The organism is Streptomyces sp. (genome assembly GCF_036566765.1).
Taxonomy (GTDB): Bacteria; Actinomycetota; Actinomycetes; order Streptomycetales; family Streptomycetaceae; genus Streptomyces.
Window position 1 is genome coordinate 1 of sequence record NZ_DATCVQ010000091.1, and the last position, 19463, is coordinate 19463.

The window sequence follows — 19463 nt, forward strand, 5'->3', positions numbered from 1 at the left end:
TCCGCTGGTCCCTCACCCGGGACTTCGGCTCCGGCGGCCCCTTCCGCCTCAACGCGGCCACGCAGGACGGCATGCGCGTCTACGTCGACGGCGTTCGCAAGATCGACATGTGGAGCAACGTCTCCGCCACCGCCCGCAAGACCGTCGACCTCAGCATCCCGGCCGGCAAGCACACCATCCGCGTCGACTACGTCGCCTGGACCGGCTACGCCTACGCCGCGTTCACCTACGCCCCGCGCACCGAGGCGGCCGTCGACACGGTCAAGCCGCTCTACCCCACCGGCCTGACGGCCGCCTACGACAGGGCGACGGCCAAGACCACCCTGCGCTGGACCGCCAACAAGGAAATGGACCTCGCCGGGTACCGCGTGTACCGCCGGCTGGGCACCGCCCCGTGGGCCAGGGTCAGCGGCACGACACCGGTCACCGGCACGTCCTTCGTCGACGCACCCCCGGCCACCGGCCAGACCTACCTCTACGAGATCCGCGCCGTCGACAAGGCCGGTCTCGAATCCACCGGAAGCCTCGACGTCACCGCCGTCTCCGCCGACCGCACGGGTCCGGCGGCGCCGACGGGGATCACGGTCCAGGGCGACTCGTACATCAACACCCTGCGCTGGGACGAGGTCGCCGACGCCGTCCGCTTCGAGGTCTACTCGTCCGACACGGCCACCGGCCCGTTCACTCCGCTCGGCACCACCAGCGGGGCGATGTACGAGGACAAGACCGCGCCGGTGAAGAAGTACCGGTACTACCAGGTCCGCGGGTACGACGAGGCCGGCAACGCGGGCGCGTTCTCCGCCACGGCGTCCGGCGACGGCGTCGACCGGACCCCGCCGGAGGCCCCGACGCACATCACGTCGGACGCCGCCCGGGACGGCAACTTCATCTACTGGAACATGCCGGGCGAGTTCTTCCAGGACCTCGAAAACGACGGGCACTTCCGCATCTGGCGCTCGCCGGGCGCCACGCTCGACAAGACCCAGCTCACCCGCGTGACCTGCACGAGGTACAACGTCCAGGGCTCCGACCCGATCGAAGGCCTGTGCCAGGACACCGGCACGACCCCGGGCGCGACCTACACGTACGCGGTCACCGCGGTCGACATGGCCGGCAACGAGTCCGAGTTCTCCGGTCCGGTCACCGTCCGCACCGCCGACCGCGTCGCGCCCGGCCCGGTCACCGGCGTGACCGCCACCCCGCGCAAGGACGGCGTGCTGGTCAGCTGGGCCGCCTCGCCCGAGGACGACATCGAGAAGTACACCGTCTGGACCGGCGTCCGGCAGGACGACGAGACGATCACGTGGGTCAGCTCCCAGTGCTATGAGGGCGTGAGCGACCCGTTCGCCGTCCTCTGCGGCGACCTGCCGGACGGCCAGTCCTACGTGTACGCGGTCGTCGCCAAGGACCGCTGGGGCAACGCGCTGCTGCCTGGCGCCGCGGGCGTCACCCACGTGGACGCCACCGAGCTCGACGTCCGGCCGTCCTGGACGCCCGGTCGCCACTGGCCGCTCGGCGGCGGCGACCCGTCGCACGACACGCTGATCGGCGGCCCCGGGCCCTCGGTCAACTGGAAGTGCGACGACGCCGCGACGTGCGCCACGATCACCGGCTACCGGGTCAGCCGGTGGAACCAGGCGACCCAGGCGTACGAGCCCCTGCACGACGGGCTGCTCCCCGCGGAGACGCGCAGCTACATCGACGCCACCGGGACCAGGGGTGACACGTACTTCTACGTCCTGGAGGCCATGCGGGCCGACGGCATCGCGGTGGGCTGGTACGACTGGTACACCGTCGTCCAGGACCGCGTCTGACGACTCGGACTTACGCGTCTAGTCCTGACGCATGACCCAAGCGGCCGCCTCCGCCACGGAGGCGGCCGTTTCCACGTCCTGGGGAGCGGGAGGGCGGCGGACCACGACGACCGGGATGCCGGCCTCGCGGGCCGCCTGGAGCTTCGGGGCGGTCGCGGCGGCCCCGCTGTCCTTCGTGACGAGGACCTCGATGCGGTGCGACCGCAGCAGCTCGCGCTCGCCGTGGAGAGTGAACGGGCCGCGGTCCAGGAGGACTTCGGTGCGGGCCGGCATCGGGGGCTCGGGAGCGTCCACCGACCGTACGAGGAACTGCTGCGGGCAGTCCGCGAAGACCGAGAGCCCCATCCGCCCGGTGGTGAGGAACACCCTCTCCCCGAGCCCGTCCAGCGCGGCCGCGGCCTCCTCGAGGGAGCCTGCCTCGCGCCAGTCGTCGCCCTCGACCGGGACCCAGCCGGGGCGGCGCAGGGCGAGCAGGGGAACATGGGCGGTGGCGGCCGCCGCGGCCGCGTTGAAGCTGATCCGCTCGGCGAAGGGATGGGTGGCGTCGATGACCCGGTCCACACCGTGCTCGTCGATCCACCGCGCGAGCCCGTCCGGGCCGCCGAACCCGCCGATCCGCACCTCGCCCTCGGGCAGCCGCGGGTTCGCCACCCGCCCGGCGAGCGAGCTGGTCACCCGCGCGTGGGGGCAGAGCAGCCCGGCGAGGGCGCGGGCTTCGGCGGTCCCGCCGAGAATGAGAACGTGCACGGGAGCCCTTTCATGAGTGCAGGCGGCGGGCGCGACGCCCAACTCAAGCACACCGGTCTGCGGCCCGGCTGGACGACCGGGGCCTGTGCGACGGCCGCGACGACCGCCGCGTACACGGCGCTGCTCACCGGCGACTTCCCGGACCCGGTGACGATCACGCTGCCGAAGGGGCCGACGCCGTCGTTCGCGCTCGCCGCGGAGAAGCTGGGCGGCGGCCGGGCCATGGCGGGGATCGTCAAGGACGCGGGCGACGACCCGGACGTGACGCACGGGGCGCTGGTCCGCTCGACGGTACGGCTGCTGCCGGCCGGGTCCGGGGTGGTGTTCCGGGCCGGGTCCGGCGTCGGGACGGTGACCCTGCCGGGGCTGCCGCTGGAGGTCGGCGAGCCGGCGATCAACCCGGTGCCGCGGCAGATGATGCGCGACCACGTGGCGCGGGTCGCCGCGGCGCACGGCGGCACGGGCGACGTGGAGATCACGCTCTCCGTCGATCACGGGGAGGAGCTGGCCCGCTCCACGTGGAACCCGCGGATCGGGATCCTGGGCGGCCTTTCCATCCTGGGCACGACCGGGATCGTCGTGCCGTACTCCTGCTCGGCGTGGATCGACTCCATCCGGCGGGGCGTGGACGTGGCCCGGGCCGCGCACCTCACGCATGTCGCGGGCTGCACGGGCTCGACGTCCGAGCGGACCGTGACGGAGGTGTACGAGCTCCCCGAGCTCGCCCTGCTCGACATGGGCGACTTCGCGGGCGCGGTCCTCAAGTACATCCGGCGGCACCCGGTGGACCGGCTCACGCTGTGCGGGGGCTTCGCGAAGCTGTCCAAGCTGGCCGCCGGGCACCTGGACCTGCATTCGGCCCGCTCCCAGGTCGACAAGCCCTTCCTCGCGGACCTGGCGCGGGCGGCGGGCGCGTCCGAGGCCCTGGCCGAGGAGATCACCGCCGCCAACACCGGCCTCGCGGCGCTCCGCCTGTGCGAGGCGGCCGGCGTCCCCCTCGGCGACGCGGTCGCCGCCCGCGCCCGCGACGAGGCCCTGGCGGTCCTGCGCGGCGCCCCGGTCGCGGTCGACGTGATCTGCATCGACCGCGCGGGCACGGTGGTGGGGCGCTCGGCCCCGAAGGGGCCGTAGCGCCGCCTGTCCGCCCCGTCAGCAGACGTGCCGCTCGCGGGCCGGGTCGTACAGGTGGCTGTCGCGGAACTGGGAGGCGGCCAGGGTGCGGCCGACGAGGATGACCGCGGTCTTGGTGACGCCGGCGTCCTTCACCTGGGACGCGATGTCGTCGAGGGTGCCGCGCAGGATCAGCTCGTCGGGGCGGCTGGCCATCGCCACGACCGCGGCCGGGCACTCGGGGCCGTAGTGCGGCAGCAGTTCGGCGACGACGCGGTCGACATAGCGGGCGGCCAGGTGGAGCACCAGGAGCGCGCCGCTGCGGCCGAGGGTGGCGAGGTCCTCGCCCTCGGGCATGGGGGTGGCCTGCTGGGCGATGCGGGTCAGGATGACGGTCTGGCCGACGGTCGGGACGGTGAGCTCCCGCTTGAGCGCGGCGGCGGCCGCGGCGAACGCGGGGACGCCGGGCACGACCTCGTACGGGATCCCCGCCGCGTCGAGCCGCCGCATCTGCTCGGCGACCGCGCTGAAGACGGACGGGTCGCCGGAGTGCAGCCGGGCCACGTCGTGACCCTCCTCGTGGGCGCGGACGATCTCGGCGACGATCCGGTCCAGGTCCAGGTTCGCGGTGTCGATGAGCCGCGCGTCCGGCGGGCACTCGGCCAGCAGCTCGCGCGGGACGAGCGAGCCCGCGTACAGGCAGACCCCGCAGGACGCGAGCGTGCGCGCGCCGCGCACGGTGATCAGGTCGGCCGCGCCGGGGCCGGCGCCGATGAAGTAGACGGTCATGCTCGGACTCCTGGTTTCGTGACGGACCACTGGGTGACCGGCATCGCCTGGCGCCAGCCGGTGAAGCCGCCCACCGGGACGGCCTGGGCGACCGCGAGCCGGACCAGCTCGCCGCCGTGCCGGCGGTACCGGTCCGCCAGCAGCGCCTCGGACTCCAGCGTCACGGTGTTCGCGACCAGCCGGCCGCCGGCCGGCAGCGCCGCCCAGCAGGCGTCGAGCAGGCCGGGGGCGGTGAGCCCGCCGCCGATGAACACCGCGTCCGGGGCCGGCAGCCCGGCCAGCGCCTCGGGGGCGGGGCCGGTGACGATCTGAAGGCCCGGGACGCCGAGGGCGGCGGCGTTGCGGGCGATGCGGGCGGCGCGCTCGGGGTGCTTCTCCACGGCGACGGCCCGGCAGGAGCGGTCGGTCCGCATCCACTCGATGCCGATCGAGCCGGAGCCGCCGCCGACGTCCCAGAGCGTTTCGCCGGGGGCGGGGGCGAGCGCGGCGAGGGTCGCGGCGCGCACATACCGCTTGGTGAGCTGCCCGTCGTGCTCGTACGCCTCGTCCGGCAGGCCGGGGACGGCGCCGAGGCGCGGGGCGTCGGGCGCGCGCACGCAGTCGATCGCGAGGACGTTGAGCGCGGCGCCGGGGGCGTGGTCCCAGGCGGCGGCGGCGCCGTCGAGGACCCGCTCGGCGTCGGAGCCGAGCTGCTCCAGGACGCGCAGGCGGCTGTCCCCGTACCCCTTGTCGCTCAGCAGCCCGGCGACCTCGGCGGGGGTGCCGGCGCCCTCGCTGAGGACGAGCAGGCGGCGGCCGTGGTGCAGCGCGGCGGTGAGGGAGGCGAGCGGGCGGGCCACGAGGGAGACGGTCTCCACGGCCTCCAGGGGCCAGCCGAGGCGGGCGCACGCGTACGAGACGGAGGAGGGGTGCGGCAGGACGTGGAGCCGGTCGGGGCCGGCGAGCTCGGTGAGCGTGCGGCCGATGCCGTAGAACATCGGGTCGCCGCTGGCGAGGACCGCGATCCGGCGTCCTTCGTGGGCGGCGAGCAGGCCGGGGACGGCGGGGCGGAGGGGCGAAGGCCAGCCGACGCGCTCGCCGGGGCAGTCGGCGGCGGGCAGCAGGTCGAGCTGGCGGGGGCCGCCGATCAGGACCTCGGCGGCGCGCAGGACGCGGCGCGAGGCCTCGGGGAGCCCGTCCCAGCCGTCCGCGCCGATGCCGACGACCGAGACCGGGGGCGGGGGTACGAAGCTCACGCCCGGAACTCTACGTGACCGGAACATGACCTCCGGGGTGAGCCGGGTCACCCCGTGGCGCCCCGGGAATAGCCCGCACGGGCGTACCGTTGAGCGAGTCAGTTCAACTTTCAACTACTGTGTACGAACCCCGAGAGGCGAGAGGTGACCACGATGCAGTTCGGCATCTTCACCGTCGGCGACGTGACGACCGACCCCACTGCCGGCCGCACCCCCACCGAGCACGAGCGCATCAAGGACACCGTCGCCATCGCGCTGAAGGCGGAGGAGGTCGGACTGGACGTCTTCGCGACCGGCGAGCACCACAACCCGCCGTTCGTGCCGTCCTCCCCGACGACGCTGCTCGGCCACATCGCGGCCCGCACCGAGAACCTCATCCTGTCCACGTCCACGACGCTGATCACCACCAACGACCCGGTGAAGATCGCCGAGGACTACGCCACCCTCCAGCACCTCGCGGACGGGCGCGTCGACCTGATGATGGGCCGCGGCAACACCGGCCCGGTCTACCCGTGGTTCGGGCAGGACATCCGCCAGGGCATCCCGCTCGCCATCGAGAACTACGCGCTCCTCCACAGGCTGTGGAGGGAGGACGTGGTCGACTGGGAGGGCAAGTTCCGCAGCGCGCTCCAGGGCTTCACGTCCACCCCGCGCCCGCTGGACGGCGTCCCGCCGTTCGTCTGGCACGGCTCCATCCGCTCGCCGGAGATCGCCGAGCAGGCCGCGTACTACGGCGACGGCTTCTTCGCGAACCACATCTTCTGGCCCAAGCAGCACACCGAGAAGATGGTCCGGCTCTACCGCCAGAGGTACGCGCACTACGGCCACGGCACCCCGGAGCAGGCGATCGTGGGCCTCGGCGGCCAGGTCTTCATCGGTAAGAACTCGCAGGACGCGGTACGGGAGTTCCGCCCGTACTTCGACAACGCGCCGGTCTACGGGCACGGCCCGTCCCTGGAGGAGTTCAGCCGGCAGACGCCGCTGACGGTCGGCTCCCCGCAGGAGGTCATCGAGCGCACGCTGTCCTTCCGCGAGTACGTCGGCGACTACCAGCGCCAGCTGTTCCTGGTGGACCACGCCGGGCTGCCGCTGAAGACCGTCCTGGAGCAGCTCGACATCCTCGGCGAGGAGGTCGTCCCGGTGCTCCGCAAGGAGTTCGAGAACCTGCGCCCCGCGGACGTCCCGACGACGGCCCCGCTGCACCCGGCGGTGGAACTGACCAGGGCGGCAAGGGAGTCGGTACAGGAGTCCGCGGAGAAGTCCCTGCAGTCGGCGCGGTAACCCCGGAAGCCGGCCCAGAAGTCCCCCAGCCCCGCCCCAGCCCCAGCCCCAGCCCCAGCCCCAGGAGGCTTGAGTCACCATGCAGACCCTGAAGCTCGTCGCCGTGTCCGCGGGCCTCAGCTCGCCGTCCTCGACCCGGCTGCTCGCCGACCGCCTGCTCCAGGCGGCCCGGTACAAGCTGGCCGAGCAGGAGTACGCGGTCGACGTCGAGGTCGTCGAACTGCGCGACCTCGCCGTCGACATCGCGAACAACTTCGTCACCGGCTTCCCCTCGCAGAAGCTGGAGGCGGCGATCGACGCGGTGACGGGCGCTGACGGTCTCGTGGCGGTGACGCCGGTCTTCACCGCCTCGTACAGCGGCCTGTTCAAGTCGTTCTTCGACCTGATCGACCCGGCGGCCCTCACCGGCGTGCCGGTCCTGGTCGCCGCGACCGGCGGCACCGCCCGCCACTCCCTGGTCCTCGACCACGCCCTGCGCCCGCTCTTCGCGTACCTGCGCGCCCAGGTCGTCCCGACGGCCGTCTACGCGGCCTCGGAGGACTGGGGCTCGGGCGGCGACGAGTACACCGACGGCCTCCCGTCCCGCATCACCCGCGCCGGCACGGACCTCGCGGCCGCTGTCGCCGCCCGCCCGCCGCGCACGACGGACACCGACGAGGTCGTCCCCTTCGAACAGCAGCTGGCGGACCTGCGGTTCGACTGAGACGACAGAACGCGGAACGCACCGGGGCGGGGCCCCGGTGCGTTCCGGCGCACGTCCGGTTCGCTACGTCCGGTTCGCTACCTCCGGTTCGCTACCTCCGGTTGTAGGTCCGCACTCGCTACTTCCGGTTGTAGATCCGCATCGTGACCGCGCCGAAGACCGCCGCGAACAGCGCCGACCAGCCCAGCGACCAGGCGATCTCCGCCGCCGGCCAGTCGCCCGCCATCAGGTCGCGGACGGCCGTCACGACGTGGCTGACCGGGTTGTGGTTCACGAAGGCCTGGAGCCAGCCGGGCATGGTGCTGGGGTCGACGAAGACGTTGGAGAGGAAGGCCAGCGGGAAGATCACCATCATCGAGACGCCCATGACCGACTTCTCGCTGCGCAGCAGCAGGCCGAACATCGTCCAGATCCACGAGAAGCCGAACGCGAACACCATGAGCAGCGCCACCCCGAGCAGCACGCCCACGACCCCGCCGTCCGGGCGGTAGCCGATGAGCAGGCCGACGCCGAGCATCACCGCCGAGGCGATCAGGTAGCGGACGACGTCGCCGAGGAGATAGCCGACCATCGGCGCGGGCCGCCAGATCGGCAGGGTGCGGAAGCGGTCGAAGACGCCCTTCTCGATGTCCGTGTTCACCGACACCCCGGTGTACATCGTGATCATCACGACGCTCATCACCAGGATCCCCGGCAGCAGGTACTGGATGTACTCCGAGACCGAGCCGGCCAGCGCGCCCCCGAAGAGGTACGTGTACATCAGCACCATCATGATCGGGAACAGCGTCACGTCGAACAGCTGCTCCGGCACGTGCTTGATCTTCAGCAGGGCCCGCCGGCCGAACGTGAGCGACGCCGACAGCGCACTGGGGCGCGGCGGGCGCTCGTGGCCGACGAGCAGCGCGGCCAGTTCGTCCGCCTTGGGCGCGACGAAGTCCAGGGCCGACGTGTCCTTGTCGGTGGTGACGGTGGTCATGCCGGCGTCCCCTTCTCGTCGGCGCCGTCCGTGAGCGCCAGGAAGACCTCGTCGAGGCTGGGCTGGCCGAGCGCGAAGTCGTCGACGGTGATCCCGGCGCGGGCGAGCTCGGCGAGCGCCCGCGCGGCCTGTTCGGCCGCGCCCAGATCCGTCCCGTGCCCGTCCACGGTCGCGGTCAGCGCGACCGGGTCCGGGTCGAGCTGCACGGAGGCCCGCAGTTGGGTCGCCAGGAGCCGTTCCGCCTCCGGGCGCCGCCCCGGGTCCCGGAGCCGTACATGCACCGAACCGGAGCCCACGGACGCCTTCAGCTCGCCCTTCGTCCCCTCCGCGATCACCTTCCCGTGGTCGATGACGGCGATCCGGGACGCCAGACGGTCGGCCTCGTCCAGGTACTGCGTGGTGAGCAGGACGGTCGTGCCCTGGGCGACCACCGTCCGCACGATGTCCCAGACCTGGTTGCGGCTGCGCGGGTCGAGGCCCGTGGTCGGCTCGTCCAGGAACAGCAGGTCGGGGACGTTGAGCAGGGAGGCGGCGATGTCGATGCGGCGCCGCATCCCGCCCGAGTAGTGCTTGACCTGCCGGTCCGCCGCCCCGGCGAGCCCGAACGCGGCGAGCAGCTGCGCGCCGCGCCTGCGGGCCCCCTTGCGGCTGAGGCCGAGCAGCCGGCCGAGCAGGACGAGGTTCTCGGCGCCGGTGAGGTCCGCGTCGACGGAGGCGTACTGGCCGATGAAGCCGACCCGGCCGCGCACGGCGTCGGCCTCCCGGACCACGTCCCTGCCGAAGACCCGGGCGGAGCCGCCGTCGGGGCGGAGCAGGGTCGCGAGCATCTTCACGGCGGTGGTCTTCCCGGCCCCGTTCGGGCCGAGCACCCCGTACACCGAGCCCGCCGGGACACGGAGGTCGACGCCGTCCACGGCGCGGTTCGTGCCGAAGACCTTGACCAGTCCGTCGGTCTCGATGGCGAGCTCGGACATGCGCTTCCTCCGGGCCGGGGCGTTCGGGCCGCTCTTCCCAGTCTCCACCGGCCGGAACGCGGCCGCCAGAGAACCGCGACCCGCGCGCCCCCGCCCAGGTCAGCTCGGGTTCAGCGGGCGGCCCCGGGCGTCCTCGTGCACGTAGAAGGCGTAGAACGTGCCCACGGCCGTGGCCAAGGCGATCAGCAGCCCGAGGACCGACGAGGACAGGACGCTCGTGCCGGACAGGCTGAACAGGAAGCCGATCGCGCCGCCCGTCAGCGTTCCCCACGCCGCCGCGCGCAGTTCGCGGGGGAGGGCGGACCCGAAGGTGCGCAGGCCGTAGACCGCGCCCATGAGGACCACCCCGGAGATCAGGCCGAGCCAGAGCTGGCCCCAGGACCACCCGCCGCCCGAGCGCGCCACGGCCGACGTGTAGAGGCCGTAGGCGACGCCCAGCGTGGCCGGCAGGCCCCAGCCTTGCGTCGCACCCTCGTAGTGCCGTGCGTGGTGCCGCGTCGGCACCGCTGCGTGTGCGGCCATGGCAGGAGCTCCTTCACTGCTCGCCCCCTCGGGAACCTCACCCTCCAGGGCACACCCGGAGCCCCTGCCCCCGCAACTGGATCAGCCGGCGGCCGGGCGCACGGCCACGGCGTCGATCTCGAAGAGCATCCCCGGCAGCGCCAGCGCGGCGACCCCGCTGAGCGTCTGCGCGGGCAGCCGGTCGCCGAAGGCGGCGTGCAGCGCCTTGCCCAGCGCCTCCAGCTTCGCGAGGTCGTGATCGACGATGTACGAGCCGAGCCTGACCACGTGCTCGAAGCCGAGCCCCACGCCCTCGAGGGCGCGGCGCAGGTTCGTGAAGGACAGCTCGACCTGCGCGGCGAAGTCACCGGGCACGGGCGCGCCGGTCTCCGCGTCGGAGGCGTACTGGCCGCCGATGAAGACGAGTTCGCCGGGCGCGGAGGCGGCGTGGCTGTAGCCGAAGGGCGACGGGTCGTGCAGCGTGGGCGGGTTGGTGATGGTGCGCTGGTCGGCGGTGCTGTCGCTCATGAGTGGTGCTTCCTTCCGGTGCGTACGGCCGCCGGGACGGCGGCCAGGCTGAGCCCGGCGGCGGCGACGAGCGCCGCGCCGACCGGTGTGAGCAGGCCCACCGGCAGCAGTTCGGCGGTCAACACGCAGAAGATCCCGAGCGTGACCGCGCCGATGCCGGCCCACCCCGAGACCTGCCGCCGGTCCCGCCGTTGCGCTAATTCCTGGATATTTGACATCCAGAATCTCCCCCCAAGAGCGCCTCGCAAGAGGCGCCGTCAGTTGTTCTCGAACCACCGGCGGATCCGGTCCGGCGCCGCCGGCGCCTGCCGCTCCGCCTCCTCGCGCAGGCTCTCCAGCGTCCGCGAGGCCAGCTCGCGCCGCCAGGCCAGCTCCGCGCGGCCCATCGCGCCCGCGATCGCACACTCCGCCGCATACCCCTCCGCCGGGCCCGCGCCGGGGCCCTGCTGCCGGATCTCGGTGCAGCGGAAGGCCTCATCAGGGCCTTCGATCGCCGCGACGACGTCCATCAGGGTGATCCGGTCGAGCGGCCGGGCCAGCCGGAAGCCGCCCTTCGGGCCGGAGACCGAGCCCACGATCCCGGCCCGGGAGAGGGCCTGGAGCTGCTTGTTGAGGTACGCCGCGGGCAGCTCGTGGTACGCCGCGAGCCGCGCCGCGGTCACCGCTCGCTCCGACCCGATCCAGGCCAGGTTGAGACAGCTGTGCAGCGCCCACTCGACGCCTTCGCTCATCCTCATGATTCTGGATACTAGACATCCAGGATCATGACCGCAAGCGTTGTCGCACGCGTGTGTCACGCGCTCGTGACATGGAACGGACACGTCCCCCACACAAGATCCATAAATTCGTCTCAGCAGCCAGCCAGAACTCAACGGCCCCACTCGAACGAGACGTCAGCGGCATGCGGCTCTTCCTCCGTCCACCTGTCATCACACAGGAGTCGTTATGCGCACCGCCCTTCGCACCGCCATCGCCGCCGCGGCCCTCTCCGCCGCCGCCCTCACCCCGCTCGCCACCGCCGGCGCCGCGTTCGCCGCCCCGGTCACGCACCCGGCCGCGAGCAACGCCGCCTCCGACGAGAACCACCGGTACGAGGGCAAGCCGGTCCTCATCGCCAAGGGCAAGGTCGCCGTGCTGCGCAACGACGCCGCCTACGGCCCCGAGGCCTGGATCCGCGCCGTCGGCGAGAACTGGAAGCCGGGCGACTCGTACATGGGCCGCGTCCTCACCGTCCTCGACACGAAGAACGCCGCCGAGGTTCTCGACGGCCTGGAGCTGAAGCTCACCGGCATCGAGGAGCACGCCCCGGTCCTGAAGGTCACCGGCCCGGACGGCACGAAGAGCTACCCGCTGCCGGTCAACGGCCAGGGCCCGGTCGTCCCGGCCGGCGAGTACCTCGGCAACCGCAGCCTCCGCAGCGGCGGTTGGGCCGCCCTGTACAAGCAGGGCCCCGCGAAGTACGTGGCCGTGCTGCACGACCAGCGCAACACGATCACCGCGGAGCTGAAGGTCGACGGCGCGGGCAAGGGCATGCAGTTCTCCACCGACTGGGTCACGCTGGACACGAAGGGCAAGCTCGCCTCGTACCGCAACGAGGCCAAGGACGGCGACTGGTCCGACCGCGTCGACGGCTGCACCGCGACCCGCACCGCCCCCGCCTTCGTCGCGGGCATGGACGTCAAGCTGACGAACGGCCCGAAGGGCACGGTCGCCGAGGTCTCGCGCGGCGGCAAGGTCCTCGCGACGCTGGACAAGAAGCACGACACCGCGTTCTACGGCGGCGCGCGCATCAAGGGCCTGCTCGACCCGGCCCCGTCCGTCCCGTCCTTCCAGATGCGGTCGTTCGGCGGCCCGATCCCGTGGTCGACCCTCACGTTCCCCGCGGCCCCGAAGTGCGACGCCAAGCCGTCCGCCGAGCCGACGAAGCCGGCCGCCAAGCCCGCCTCCACCGCGAAGCAGACCGTCGTGCAGACCGGCGCGCAGACCACCGTCGTGCCCAAGGGCGGCGTCGCCGCCGGCGCGGAGCTGCCGCAGAGCGGCGACGACAGGCTGCTGTTCGCGGGCGGCGCCGCGCTGGTCGCCGCCGGCGCCGCCGGTGTCGCGCTCGCGCTCTTCCGCCGCAACGGCGCGCGCTGACGCCCGCCGAAGGCTCCGAGGCCCCGTCACCGTCCCCCGGTGACGGGGCCTCACCCGTTCGGCCGCGTACGACGTTCCGTCGGGGGCCGACGACCGGACGATGAGGTCATGAGCCAGGACACCGCACCTCCCGAGACGGACACCACAGGCGAGTGGGCGGCCGGAGGCACGCTCTTCGCCGGCACGCTGATGATGATCGTCGGCATCATGGACGTCTTCCAGGGCATCGCCGCCATCGCCGAGGACGACGTCTACACCCGGGTCGGCGACTACGTCTACGAGTTCAACCTCACCACCTGGGGCTTTATCCACCTGATCCTGGGCGTCGTGGTGGCGATCACGGGCTACGGCATCCTCAAGGGCCTCTACTGGGGACGCGTCGCCGGCATCACGCTGGCCGCGCTCAACATCGTGGCCCAGTTCCTGTTCGTGCCGTACCAGCCCTGGTGGGCGCTGTTCTCGATGGCGGTCTCGGTCTTCGTGATCTGGGCGCTGGCGCACGACAAGTCGTACGGAAAGGACGCCTTCGAGACTCCCGGAACCTCCGGGACCTCGGGGCCGTCCGGAACCCCCGGGACCCCCGCGATGTGACACTGGCCGGGTGCACCCCGACCCCGTCACCGCACCGCCCACAGGCGCGCGGCCGCTCGCCGCCTGGGCCGCCGGGCTCCTCGTCGTCGTCCCGGCCGTGGTGGGCGGCTGCAGGCTCCTCGGCGTCGACGGCGTCACGCCCGTGCCGCAGCTGCTGTCCGCGCTGCCGTGGCTCACCGTCCCGGCCGTGCTCGCGCTGCTGCTCGCGCTGGCCGCGCGCCGCCGGGTCCTCGTCGGGATCACCGCCGCGGTGCTCGCGGTCACGCTCTGGTTCGTCCAGCCGTACGGACCCGACTCCACGGGGGCGAACGGGCCGGTCCTCGCGCGGGTGCGGGTGCTCGCCTCGAACGTCGAATTCGGCGAGGCGACCGGCCGGTTGCTGGCGGCGGCGCGCGTCGAGCAGCCGCAGCTGCTCTTCGTCTCCGAGTGCGATCCGGCGTGCGTACGGACCCTCGCCGACGGGCTGCGCGACCGGCTGCCGTACCGGGTGACCGTCGACGGCGCGGGCTCCACCGGCTCGGCGATCCTCAGCGCCTACCCGCTGACCGCCGAGGCCCCGCTGCCCGCCGCGATGGGGATGCCCGGCGCGACGGCGCGGATCGGCGGCCGGGACGTACGGCTCCGGCTCGCGCACCCGCTGCCGCCGCTGCCAGGACAGGTGGACGCGTGGGGGACGGAGCTGGGCCGGCTGCGGGCCTGGGCCGCAGGGGCGGCGCCCGCCGGGCCGGTGCTGCTGGCCGGTGACTTCAACGCCTCGCAGGACCACGCGGCCCTGCGGGACGTCCTCGACACGGGGCTGCACGACGCGGCCCGCCTCACCGGGGCCGCGCGGACCCCGACCTGGCCGCGCGAGGGGGCCGTCCCGACGTACACGCAGATCGACCACGTGCTGGTGGGCGCGGGTTTCTCCGCGCGCGGGACCCGCTTCCTCGACCTGCGGGGCAGCGACCACCGGGCGGTGCTCGCCGATCTCGACCTGCACGCGGACGGTTGATTTGTCACGCTTATGGCATGAGCCCCATGAGCAACGAGCAGATCCTGGTGAACATCGGAGCGCTCGTCGAAGAGGAACGGGCCCTGCGGCAGCGGACCGGCGGGCTCCTCCCGGAGGAGCTGGCCCGGCTCGCGGAGCTGGAGGTGCAACTGGACCAGGCCTGGGACCTGTTGCGGCAGCGCCGGGCCAAGACCGAATTCGGGGACGACCCCGACACGGCGGCGGTCCGCCCGGCCGCGGAGGTGGAGAGCTACCGCAGCTGACCGGCCGCCCGCACCGCAGCCGCAGCCTGCACCGATGCCGGTGCCCGCACCGAACCCGCCGCCCGCCCCCGGCCGTCGCCGCGGCCTAGGGTTGCCCCATGGCACGACCCGCACGGCTCGCACCCCCGGCCTGGCTCACCGAGGGCCTGCGTCCCCAGCCCGCGCCCGTCCCGTGGGCCGCCGTCGCCCGCGCCTCCATCGCGCTGTCCGCCCCGCTCGCCGTCGGCATGGCCACAGACCAGCCCGTGTACGGGGCGCTGGTGTCCATGGGCGCGCTCTCCGGGGTCATCGGCGACACCGCCGACGCCTACCGGATGCGGGTCCTCAACATCGCCGTCCCCCAGCTCTTCGGCGCCCTCGGCGTCACCCTCGGCACGCTCGTGTTCGGGGCCGGATGGACCACGGTCGCCGTGGTCACCCTGATCGCGCTGGTCTCCGGCATGATCTCGTCGATCGGCGCGATCGCCTCGGTCTCCGGGCTGCTGCTGCTCCTCAACGCCGTCGTCGGCGCGGGCCTGCCGATGCCCGACCCGTGGTGGCTGCCGGCGGTGCTGCTCGGACTCGGCGGGGTCGTCGTCCTCGTGCTGACCCTGCTGGGCTGGCCGCTGCGCCGCGGCGCGCCCGAGAAGGCCTCGGTGGCCGCCGCGTACCGGGCCGTCGCCGACGTCCTGGAGGCCGCGGGCACGGACGCGTACGAGGAGCGGCGGCGGGTCGTCACGCAGACCCTGAACCAGTCCTACGACCTGGTGCTCGGCAGGCGCGCCCGCGAGCACGGCCGGGCGCCCGTGCTGATCCGGCTGCTCGCCCAGCTCAACGCGCTGATCCCGCTGGTCGAGGCCGCGCCCGCGGCCAATCTGCGGGGCCGGCTGATCGGCCCGCTGCCGCCGGAGATCCCGGCCGCGGTCCGGGAACTCGCCGAGGCCGTCGAGGAGGGCCGCACCGGCGCCCCGGAGCTCGACCTGCCCGAGCCGGAGCGGCCCGCGGAACGGGCCGTCGACCACGCCCTGCGGTACGCGGCGACCGTCGTCCACAAGGCCGAGCCGAACCCGTACAACGTCGACGACCGGCTCGGCCGGCCCGCCGCGCTGCGCGTCCGGATGCGCCGGACCGCCCGCGCCGCGCTGCTGTCCGAGGCGTCCTGGCGGTACGGGCTGCGGCTCGCGCTGTGCATCGGGCTCGCGCAGGCGCTGGTCTCGCTGATCGACGTGCCCCGCTCGTACTGGGTCGCGCTCACCGTCACGTTCGTCATGAAGCCGGACTTCGGCTCGGTGTTCTCGCGCGCCGTGCTCCGCGCGCTCGGCACCGCCCTCGGCCTGGTGACGGCCGCGGTGGTGCTCGCGGAGGTGCCGCGGGGCTGGTGGGACGTGCCGGTGATGGTGGTCCTCGCGGGGCTGATCCCGGCGTTCTCGGCGAAGGGGTACGCCTTCCAGACCGCCGCCATCACCCCGGTGATCCTGCTGCTTTCCGACCTGATCAACCGGCAGGGCTTCGACCTGGTGCTGCCCCGGCTGTACGACTCCCTCATCGGCTGCGGGATCTCGCTGGTCGCGGGCTATCTGCTGTGGCCGGAGTCCTGGCACACCCGGATCGGCGACCGGCTCGCCGACGCGGTCGCCGACACGGCCCGGTACGTGGCCCTCGCCTTCGCCCCCGACCGGCCCGGCCGGCCCGCCGACCAGGCCGCCCGGGTCCGCTCCCGGCGCAGGCTGTACCGCGATCTGTCGGCCGTACGCGCCGAATTCCAGCGGGCGTTGACCGAGCCGCCGCCCATGGGGGCGCGGGCCGCCGCCTGGTGGCCGCTGCTCGTGGCCGTCGAGCGCATCGTGGACGCCACCACCGCGGCCCGGGTCCGCGTCGACCACGGGGCGCCGCCGCCGGACCCCGCCGAGGCCCTCGCCATCGAGCGGGAGCTGCGCGAACTGTCCGTCGGGGTAAGAGAGTCGGAGGTCCTGATCGAGGTCCGCGCCGAGCTGACCGGCCCGGACGACAGCGTGCTGCGGCCACTGGCGCAGGAGGTCCGCGCCGCCCGCGCCATCGCCACCCCCGGCCCCAAGTAGCCCGCGGGGCGCAGGCGTCCGTCCCGGTAGGCGGAATCCCGGCTACCGCCGTCACCGCGCAGCGTCCGGGCGACTACCATGCGCTGCATTCACCGCGCGCACCGGCGGACACCCGAACCGGAGGCACGCCCGACCCGTCCCGCACCACCTCCGGCATCCAGCACCACCTCGGCCTCCCGCTCCACCCCGGCTTCCCGCACCACCTCCGGCCTCCCGCTCCGCCTCCGGCTTCCGGGTCACACAAGGACACCGCCATGCGCAGCTCCACCGGCAGAGGGCTCCAGCCCAACGTCCTCGGCACGTTCGACACCATCGTGATGGCCGTCGCCGGCAGCGCCCCCGCGTACTCGCTCGCCGCCACCACCGCCGTGCTGTTCGGCGCGGTCGGCCTGGGCGGGCCCGCCGCGCTGCTGTACTGCGCGATCCCGATGCTGGGCATCGTCCTCGCCTACTCCCGGCTGGGCCGGATCGACGTCAACGCGGGCGCCGGGTACTCCTGGGTGGGCCGCACCCTGCACCCGTTCCTGGGCTTCCTGTCCGGCTGGGCGCTGGTGGTCTCGGCCACCGTGTTCATGGTCGCCGGCTCGCTGCCCGCGGGCGTGCTGACGCTCTCCCTGATCGACCAGGACCTCGCCGGGAACACCCCGCTCGCCGCCGCCGTCGGCGCGGGCTGGTTCCTGATGATGCTGCTTGTGGTGCTGGGCGGCGCGCGGCTCACCGTGCGCGCCCAACTCCTCATGACCGGCGTGGAGATCGTGGTTCTGCTGGTGTTCCTGCTGGCCGCGCTGATGCACCGGGGCGCGGCCGCCGCCTTCGACTGGTCCTGGTTCGGCTTCGGCCGGTTCGACGGACCGGCCGGCTTCGCGTCGGGCGCGCTGATCGCCGCCTTCTACTACTGGGGCTGGGACGTCACCAGCAACCTCAGCGAGGAGACCAGGGACAGCCGCCGCACCGCCGGGCTGGCCGCGCTGGTCGGCGTCGGCGTCGTCTTCCTGCTCTTCGAGGCGTTCACGGTGGCCGTGAACGTGATCCTGACGTCCGAGCAGATCGAGGCGAGCGGCGCGAACGTGCTCGCCGTCCTCGGCCACGAGCTCTGGCCGGGCGTGGGCGGCAAGCTCTTGGTGGCGGCCGTGCTGCTGTCGACCGTCGCCACCCTGGAGACCACCCTGATCCAGGTGACCCGCTCCCTGTTCGCGATGGGCCGGGACCGGACGCTGCCGGCCGCGCTCGGCACCGTGCACCGCCGCTGGAACACCCCGTGGGTGGCGATCGTCGCCGTCGGCGGGGCCGCGCTGGTGCTGTTCGCGGCGGCAGCGGCCGCGGGCTCGGTGCAGTCGGTCCTGAAGGACGCCGTCTCCGCGATCGGCCTGCAGATCGCGTTCTACTACGGCCTGGCGGGGCTCGCCGCCGTCGTCGCGTACCGGAGCCTGCTGCTCGGCTCCGTGCGGAACTTCGTGCTCGGCGGGCTATGGCCGCTGCTCGGCTCGGCGTTCATGTTCTGGGTGTTCGCCGAGTCGCTCGGCACGCTGTCCGGCGCCTCGCTCGGCATCGGCCTCGGCGGGCTGCTCGTCGGCCTCGTCCCGATGGTCGTGTACTGGAAGAAGGGCAGCGCGTACTACCGTCCCGCCCCGCTCTGCGCGGTCCGCGCGCTGGCCGCCGACGCCCCGTACACCCCGGGGCCGCACCGCCCCCGCCGGGAGGACGGGATGGCGGCGACGGACTTCTGACCACGGACGCTTCAGGAACCGCCCACCGCTGACCGCCCGACGCGCTTTGACGGAAGGAGACCCGATGGCCGCCCGCCGCCGCCCCGCCCGCTTCGTCCCGGACTTCGACCCCGACCAAGGGGACCGGCCGCTCACCGCCGCGCGCCAGGACATGGTCATCGGCCGCTGGCAGGGCGTCCGCGACCTGCTGCGGGCGACCGGGGACGACTGGCCGCGCCGCACCCACCGGCTGCGGGCGCTGTCCCACGCCGCCGCCGACAGCTCCGCCGTCGAGTCCTGGCGGGCCGCCGAGCCGGACGACCCCGACGCGGCGGTGCTGCGCGCGGCCACCTCGGTGGTCCGGGTCTTCAACGAGGCGATCTCGGTCGGCCGCGGCACCGCCGTGGACCGCGGGCGGCTCGACGCGGCGGTGGAGGCCTGCCTCGCCGCGGCGGAGGCCGCGCCCGCCGACCCGATGCCGTGGGTCTCGCTGCTGACCGTGGCGCGGCTGTACGAGGGCGGCGTCGCCCGGGGCGAACTGCGGCACTGGTTCGACGAGTTGCGCCGCCGCGACCCGTACAACACGGAGGGCCACGCGCAGGTCATGCGCTACTGGTCGGCGCGCTGGCACGGCACGCACGGCGCGATGTACGACGTGGCCCGGAACGCGGCCGGGGTCGCCCCGCCGGGCTCGCCGCTGCCGGTGCTCGTGCAGGTGGCGCGGGTGGAGGAGTACCGCTACATCGCCGACGGGGCGCGCGGCCGGGGCCCGGTGCGCGGCTTCGACCAGCACTGGAAGCACGAGCTGGCGGTGACGGAGCTGCGCCGCACGTTCGAGCGGTGGATCGGCGGCCGGGACACGGGCCGGCCGGTCGCGCCGGAGGAGGTCGCGGACCTCAACTATCTGGCGCACGCCGCCTGTTACGCGGGTGAGGCGGAGGTGGCGCGTCACGTGCTCGGGATGCTCGGGACGCGGGCGGCATGGGTGCCGTGGGCGTACACGGGGGAGCCGGAGGAGCAGTTCGTACGGTTCCGGGAGGGCCTCCAGGTCATCTGAG

Annotated in this window: 20 protein-coding genes; 11 read left to right on the forward strand and 9 right to left on the reverse strand. The window is 73.6% G+C overall.

Features of this window, described 5'->3' with window-relative positions; all coding sequences use genetic code 11:
- A partial coding sequence (locus VIU94_RS04935; RefSeq protein ID WP_331907915.1) for a fibronectin type III domain-containing protein occupies window positions 1-1814 on the forward strand: 1814 nt, incomplete at its 5' end.
- 18 nt (window positions 1815-1832) lie between these two features.
- Here VIU94_RS04935 and VIU94_RS04940 read toward each other — a convergent pair.
- Complete coding sequence (locus VIU94_RS04940) at window positions 1833-2561, reverse strand: cobalt-precorrin-6A reductase (protein WP_331907917.1); 729 nt, start codon at window positions 2559-2561, stop codon at window positions 1833-1835.
- A gap of 12 nt (window positions 2562-2573) precedes the next feature.
- Here VIU94_RS04940 and VIU94_RS04945 point away from each other — a divergent pair, with 12 nt between their 5' ends.
- Complete coding sequence (locus tag VIU94_RS04945) at window positions 2574-3692, forward strand: cobalt-precorrin-5B (C(1))-methyltransferase (RefSeq protein WP_331907919.1); 1119 nt, start codon at window positions 2574-2576, stop codon at window positions 3690-3692.
- An 18-nt stretch (window positions 3693-3710) separates the two neighbouring features.
- Here VIU94_RS04945 and cobM read toward each other — a convergent pair whose 3' ends face one another.
- Window positions 3711-4460, reverse strand: a complete 750-nt coding sequence (gene cobM, locus VIU94_RS04950) for a precorrin-4 C(11)-methyltransferase (protein WP_331907921.1) — start codon at window positions 4458-4460, stop codon at window positions 3711-3713.
- A complete protein-coding gene (gene cbiE / locus VIU94_RS04955) occupies window positions 4457-5695 on the reverse strand; it encodes a precorrin-6y C5,15-methyltransferase (decarboxylating) subunit CbiE (protein ID WP_331907923.1) in 1239 nt (412 codons plus the stop codon). Before cbiE ends, cobM begins: the two co-directional genes overlap by 4 nt.
- 153 nt (window positions 5696-5848) lie before the next feature.
- Here cbiE and VIU94_RS04960 point away from each other — a divergent pair, with 153 nt between their 5' ends.
- Together VIU94_RS04960 and VIU94_RS04965 are read left to right on the forward strand one after the other, a co-directional pair.
- Window positions 5849-6976 carry an LLM class flavin-dependent oxidoreductase gene (locus VIU94_RS04960; protein ID WP_331907925.1) on the forward strand — a complete coding sequence of 376 codons (1128 nt, stop codon included), beginning with the start codon at window positions 5849-5851 and terminating at the stop codon, window positions 6974-6976.
- Between the two features lie 79 nt (window positions 6977-7055).
- Complete coding sequence (locus tag VIU94_RS04965) at window positions 7056-7679, forward strand: FMN reductase (RefSeq protein WP_331907927.1); 624 nt, start codon at window positions 7056-7058, stop codon at window positions 7677-7679.
- A gap of 118 nt (window positions 7680-7797) precedes the next feature.
- Here VIU94_RS04965 and VIU94_RS04970 read toward each other — a convergent pair whose 3' ends face one another.
- The 6 genes from VIU94_RS04970 to VIU94_RS04995 form a co-directional block, all read right to left on the reverse strand.
- On the reverse strand, window positions 7798-8655 hold the full coding sequence (locus VIU94_RS04970; protein WP_331907929.1) for an ABC transporter permease: 858 nt from the start codon (window positions 8653-8655) through the stop codon (window positions 7798-7800).
- The gene (locus VIU94_RS04975) at window positions 8652-9629 is read right to left on the reverse strand and encodes an efflux ABC transporter ATPase subunit, DrrA-related (RefSeq protein ID WP_331907931.1); all 978 of its coding nucleotides are present in this window, start codon (window positions 9627-9629) and stop codon (window positions 8652-8654) included. Before VIU94_RS04975 ends, VIU94_RS04970 begins: the two co-directional genes overlap by 4 nt.
- 99 nt (window positions 9630-9728) lie before the next feature.
- Complete coding sequence (locus VIU94_RS04980) at window positions 9729-10151, reverse strand: hypothetical protein (RefSeq protein WP_331907933.1); 423 nt, start codon at window positions 10149-10151, stop codon at window positions 9729-9731.
- Window positions 10152-10232: 81 nt separating this feature from the next.
- A complete protein-coding gene (locus VIU94_RS04985) occupies window positions 10233-10658 on the reverse strand; it encodes a RidA family protein (RefSeq protein WP_331907935.1) in 426 nt (141 codons plus the stop codon).
- Window positions 10655-10876, reverse strand: coding sequence for a hypothetical protein (locus VIU94_RS04990; protein ID WP_414720888.1), 222 nt, complete (start codon window positions 10874-10876; stop codon window positions 10655-10657). The genes VIU94_RS04985 and VIU94_RS04990 overlap by 4 nt, the downstream gene beginning before the upstream one ends.
- 39 nt (window positions 10877-10915) lie before the next feature.
- Complete coding sequence (locus VIU94_RS04995; protein WP_331907937.1) at window positions 10916-11389, reverse strand: RrF2 family transcriptional regulator; 474 nt, start codon at window positions 11387-11389, stop codon at window positions 10916-10918.
- A 214-nt stretch (window positions 11390-11603) separates the two neighbouring features.
- Between VIU94_RS04995 and VIU94_RS05000 the strand changes: the two genes are divergently transcribed.
- The 7 genes from VIU94_RS05000 to VIU94_RS05030 all read left to right on the forward strand — a co-directional run bounded on the left by VIU94_RS05000 (window position 11604) and on the right by VIU94_RS05030 (window position 19462).
- Window positions 11604-12794 (forward strand): hypothetical protein, encoded by a 1191-nt coding sequence (locus VIU94_RS05000; RefSeq protein ID WP_331907939.1) that lies wholly within the window; start codon window positions 11604-11606, stop codon window positions 12792-12794.
- Window positions 12795-12902: 108 nt separating this feature from the next.
- Window positions 12903-13385 carry a DUF7144 family membrane protein gene (locus tag VIU94_RS05005; RefSeq protein WP_331907941.1) on the forward strand — a complete coding sequence of 161 codons (483 nt, stop codon included), beginning with the start codon at window positions 12903-12905 and terminating at the stop codon, window positions 13383-13385.
- Between the two features lie 10 nt (window positions 13386-13395).
- Window positions 13396-14379 carry an endonuclease/exonuclease/phosphatase family protein gene (locus VIU94_RS05010; RefSeq protein ID WP_331907943.1) on the forward strand — a complete coding sequence of 328 codons (984 nt, stop codon included), beginning with the start codon at window positions 13396-13398 and terminating at the stop codon, window positions 14377-14379.
- Window positions 14380-14405: 26 nt separating this feature from the next.
- The gene (locus VIU94_RS05015) at window positions 14406-14642 is read left to right on the forward strand and encodes a DUF2630 family protein (protein ID WP_331907963.1); all 237 of its coding nucleotides are present in this window, start codon (window positions 14406-14408) and stop codon (window positions 14640-14642) included.
- A 98-nt stretch (window positions 14643-14740) separates the two neighbouring features.
- On the forward strand, window positions 14741-16699 hold the full coding sequence (locus VIU94_RS05020) for an FUSC family protein (protein WP_331907945.1): 1959 nt from the start codon (window positions 14741-14743) through the stop codon (window positions 16697-16699).
- Window positions 16700-16953: 254 nt separating this feature from the next.
- The gene (locus VIU94_RS05025; RefSeq protein WP_331907947.1) at window positions 16954-18426 is read left to right on the forward strand and encodes an APC family permease; all 1473 of its coding nucleotides are present in this window, start codon (window positions 16954-16956) and stop codon (window positions 18424-18426) included.
- Window positions 18427-18490: 64 nt separating this feature from the next.
- Window positions 18491-19462, forward strand: a complete 972-nt coding sequence (locus tag VIU94_RS05030) for a hypothetical protein (protein WP_331907949.1) — start codon at window positions 18491-18493, stop codon at window positions 19460-19462.
- Window position 19463: the final 1 nt, after the last annotated feature.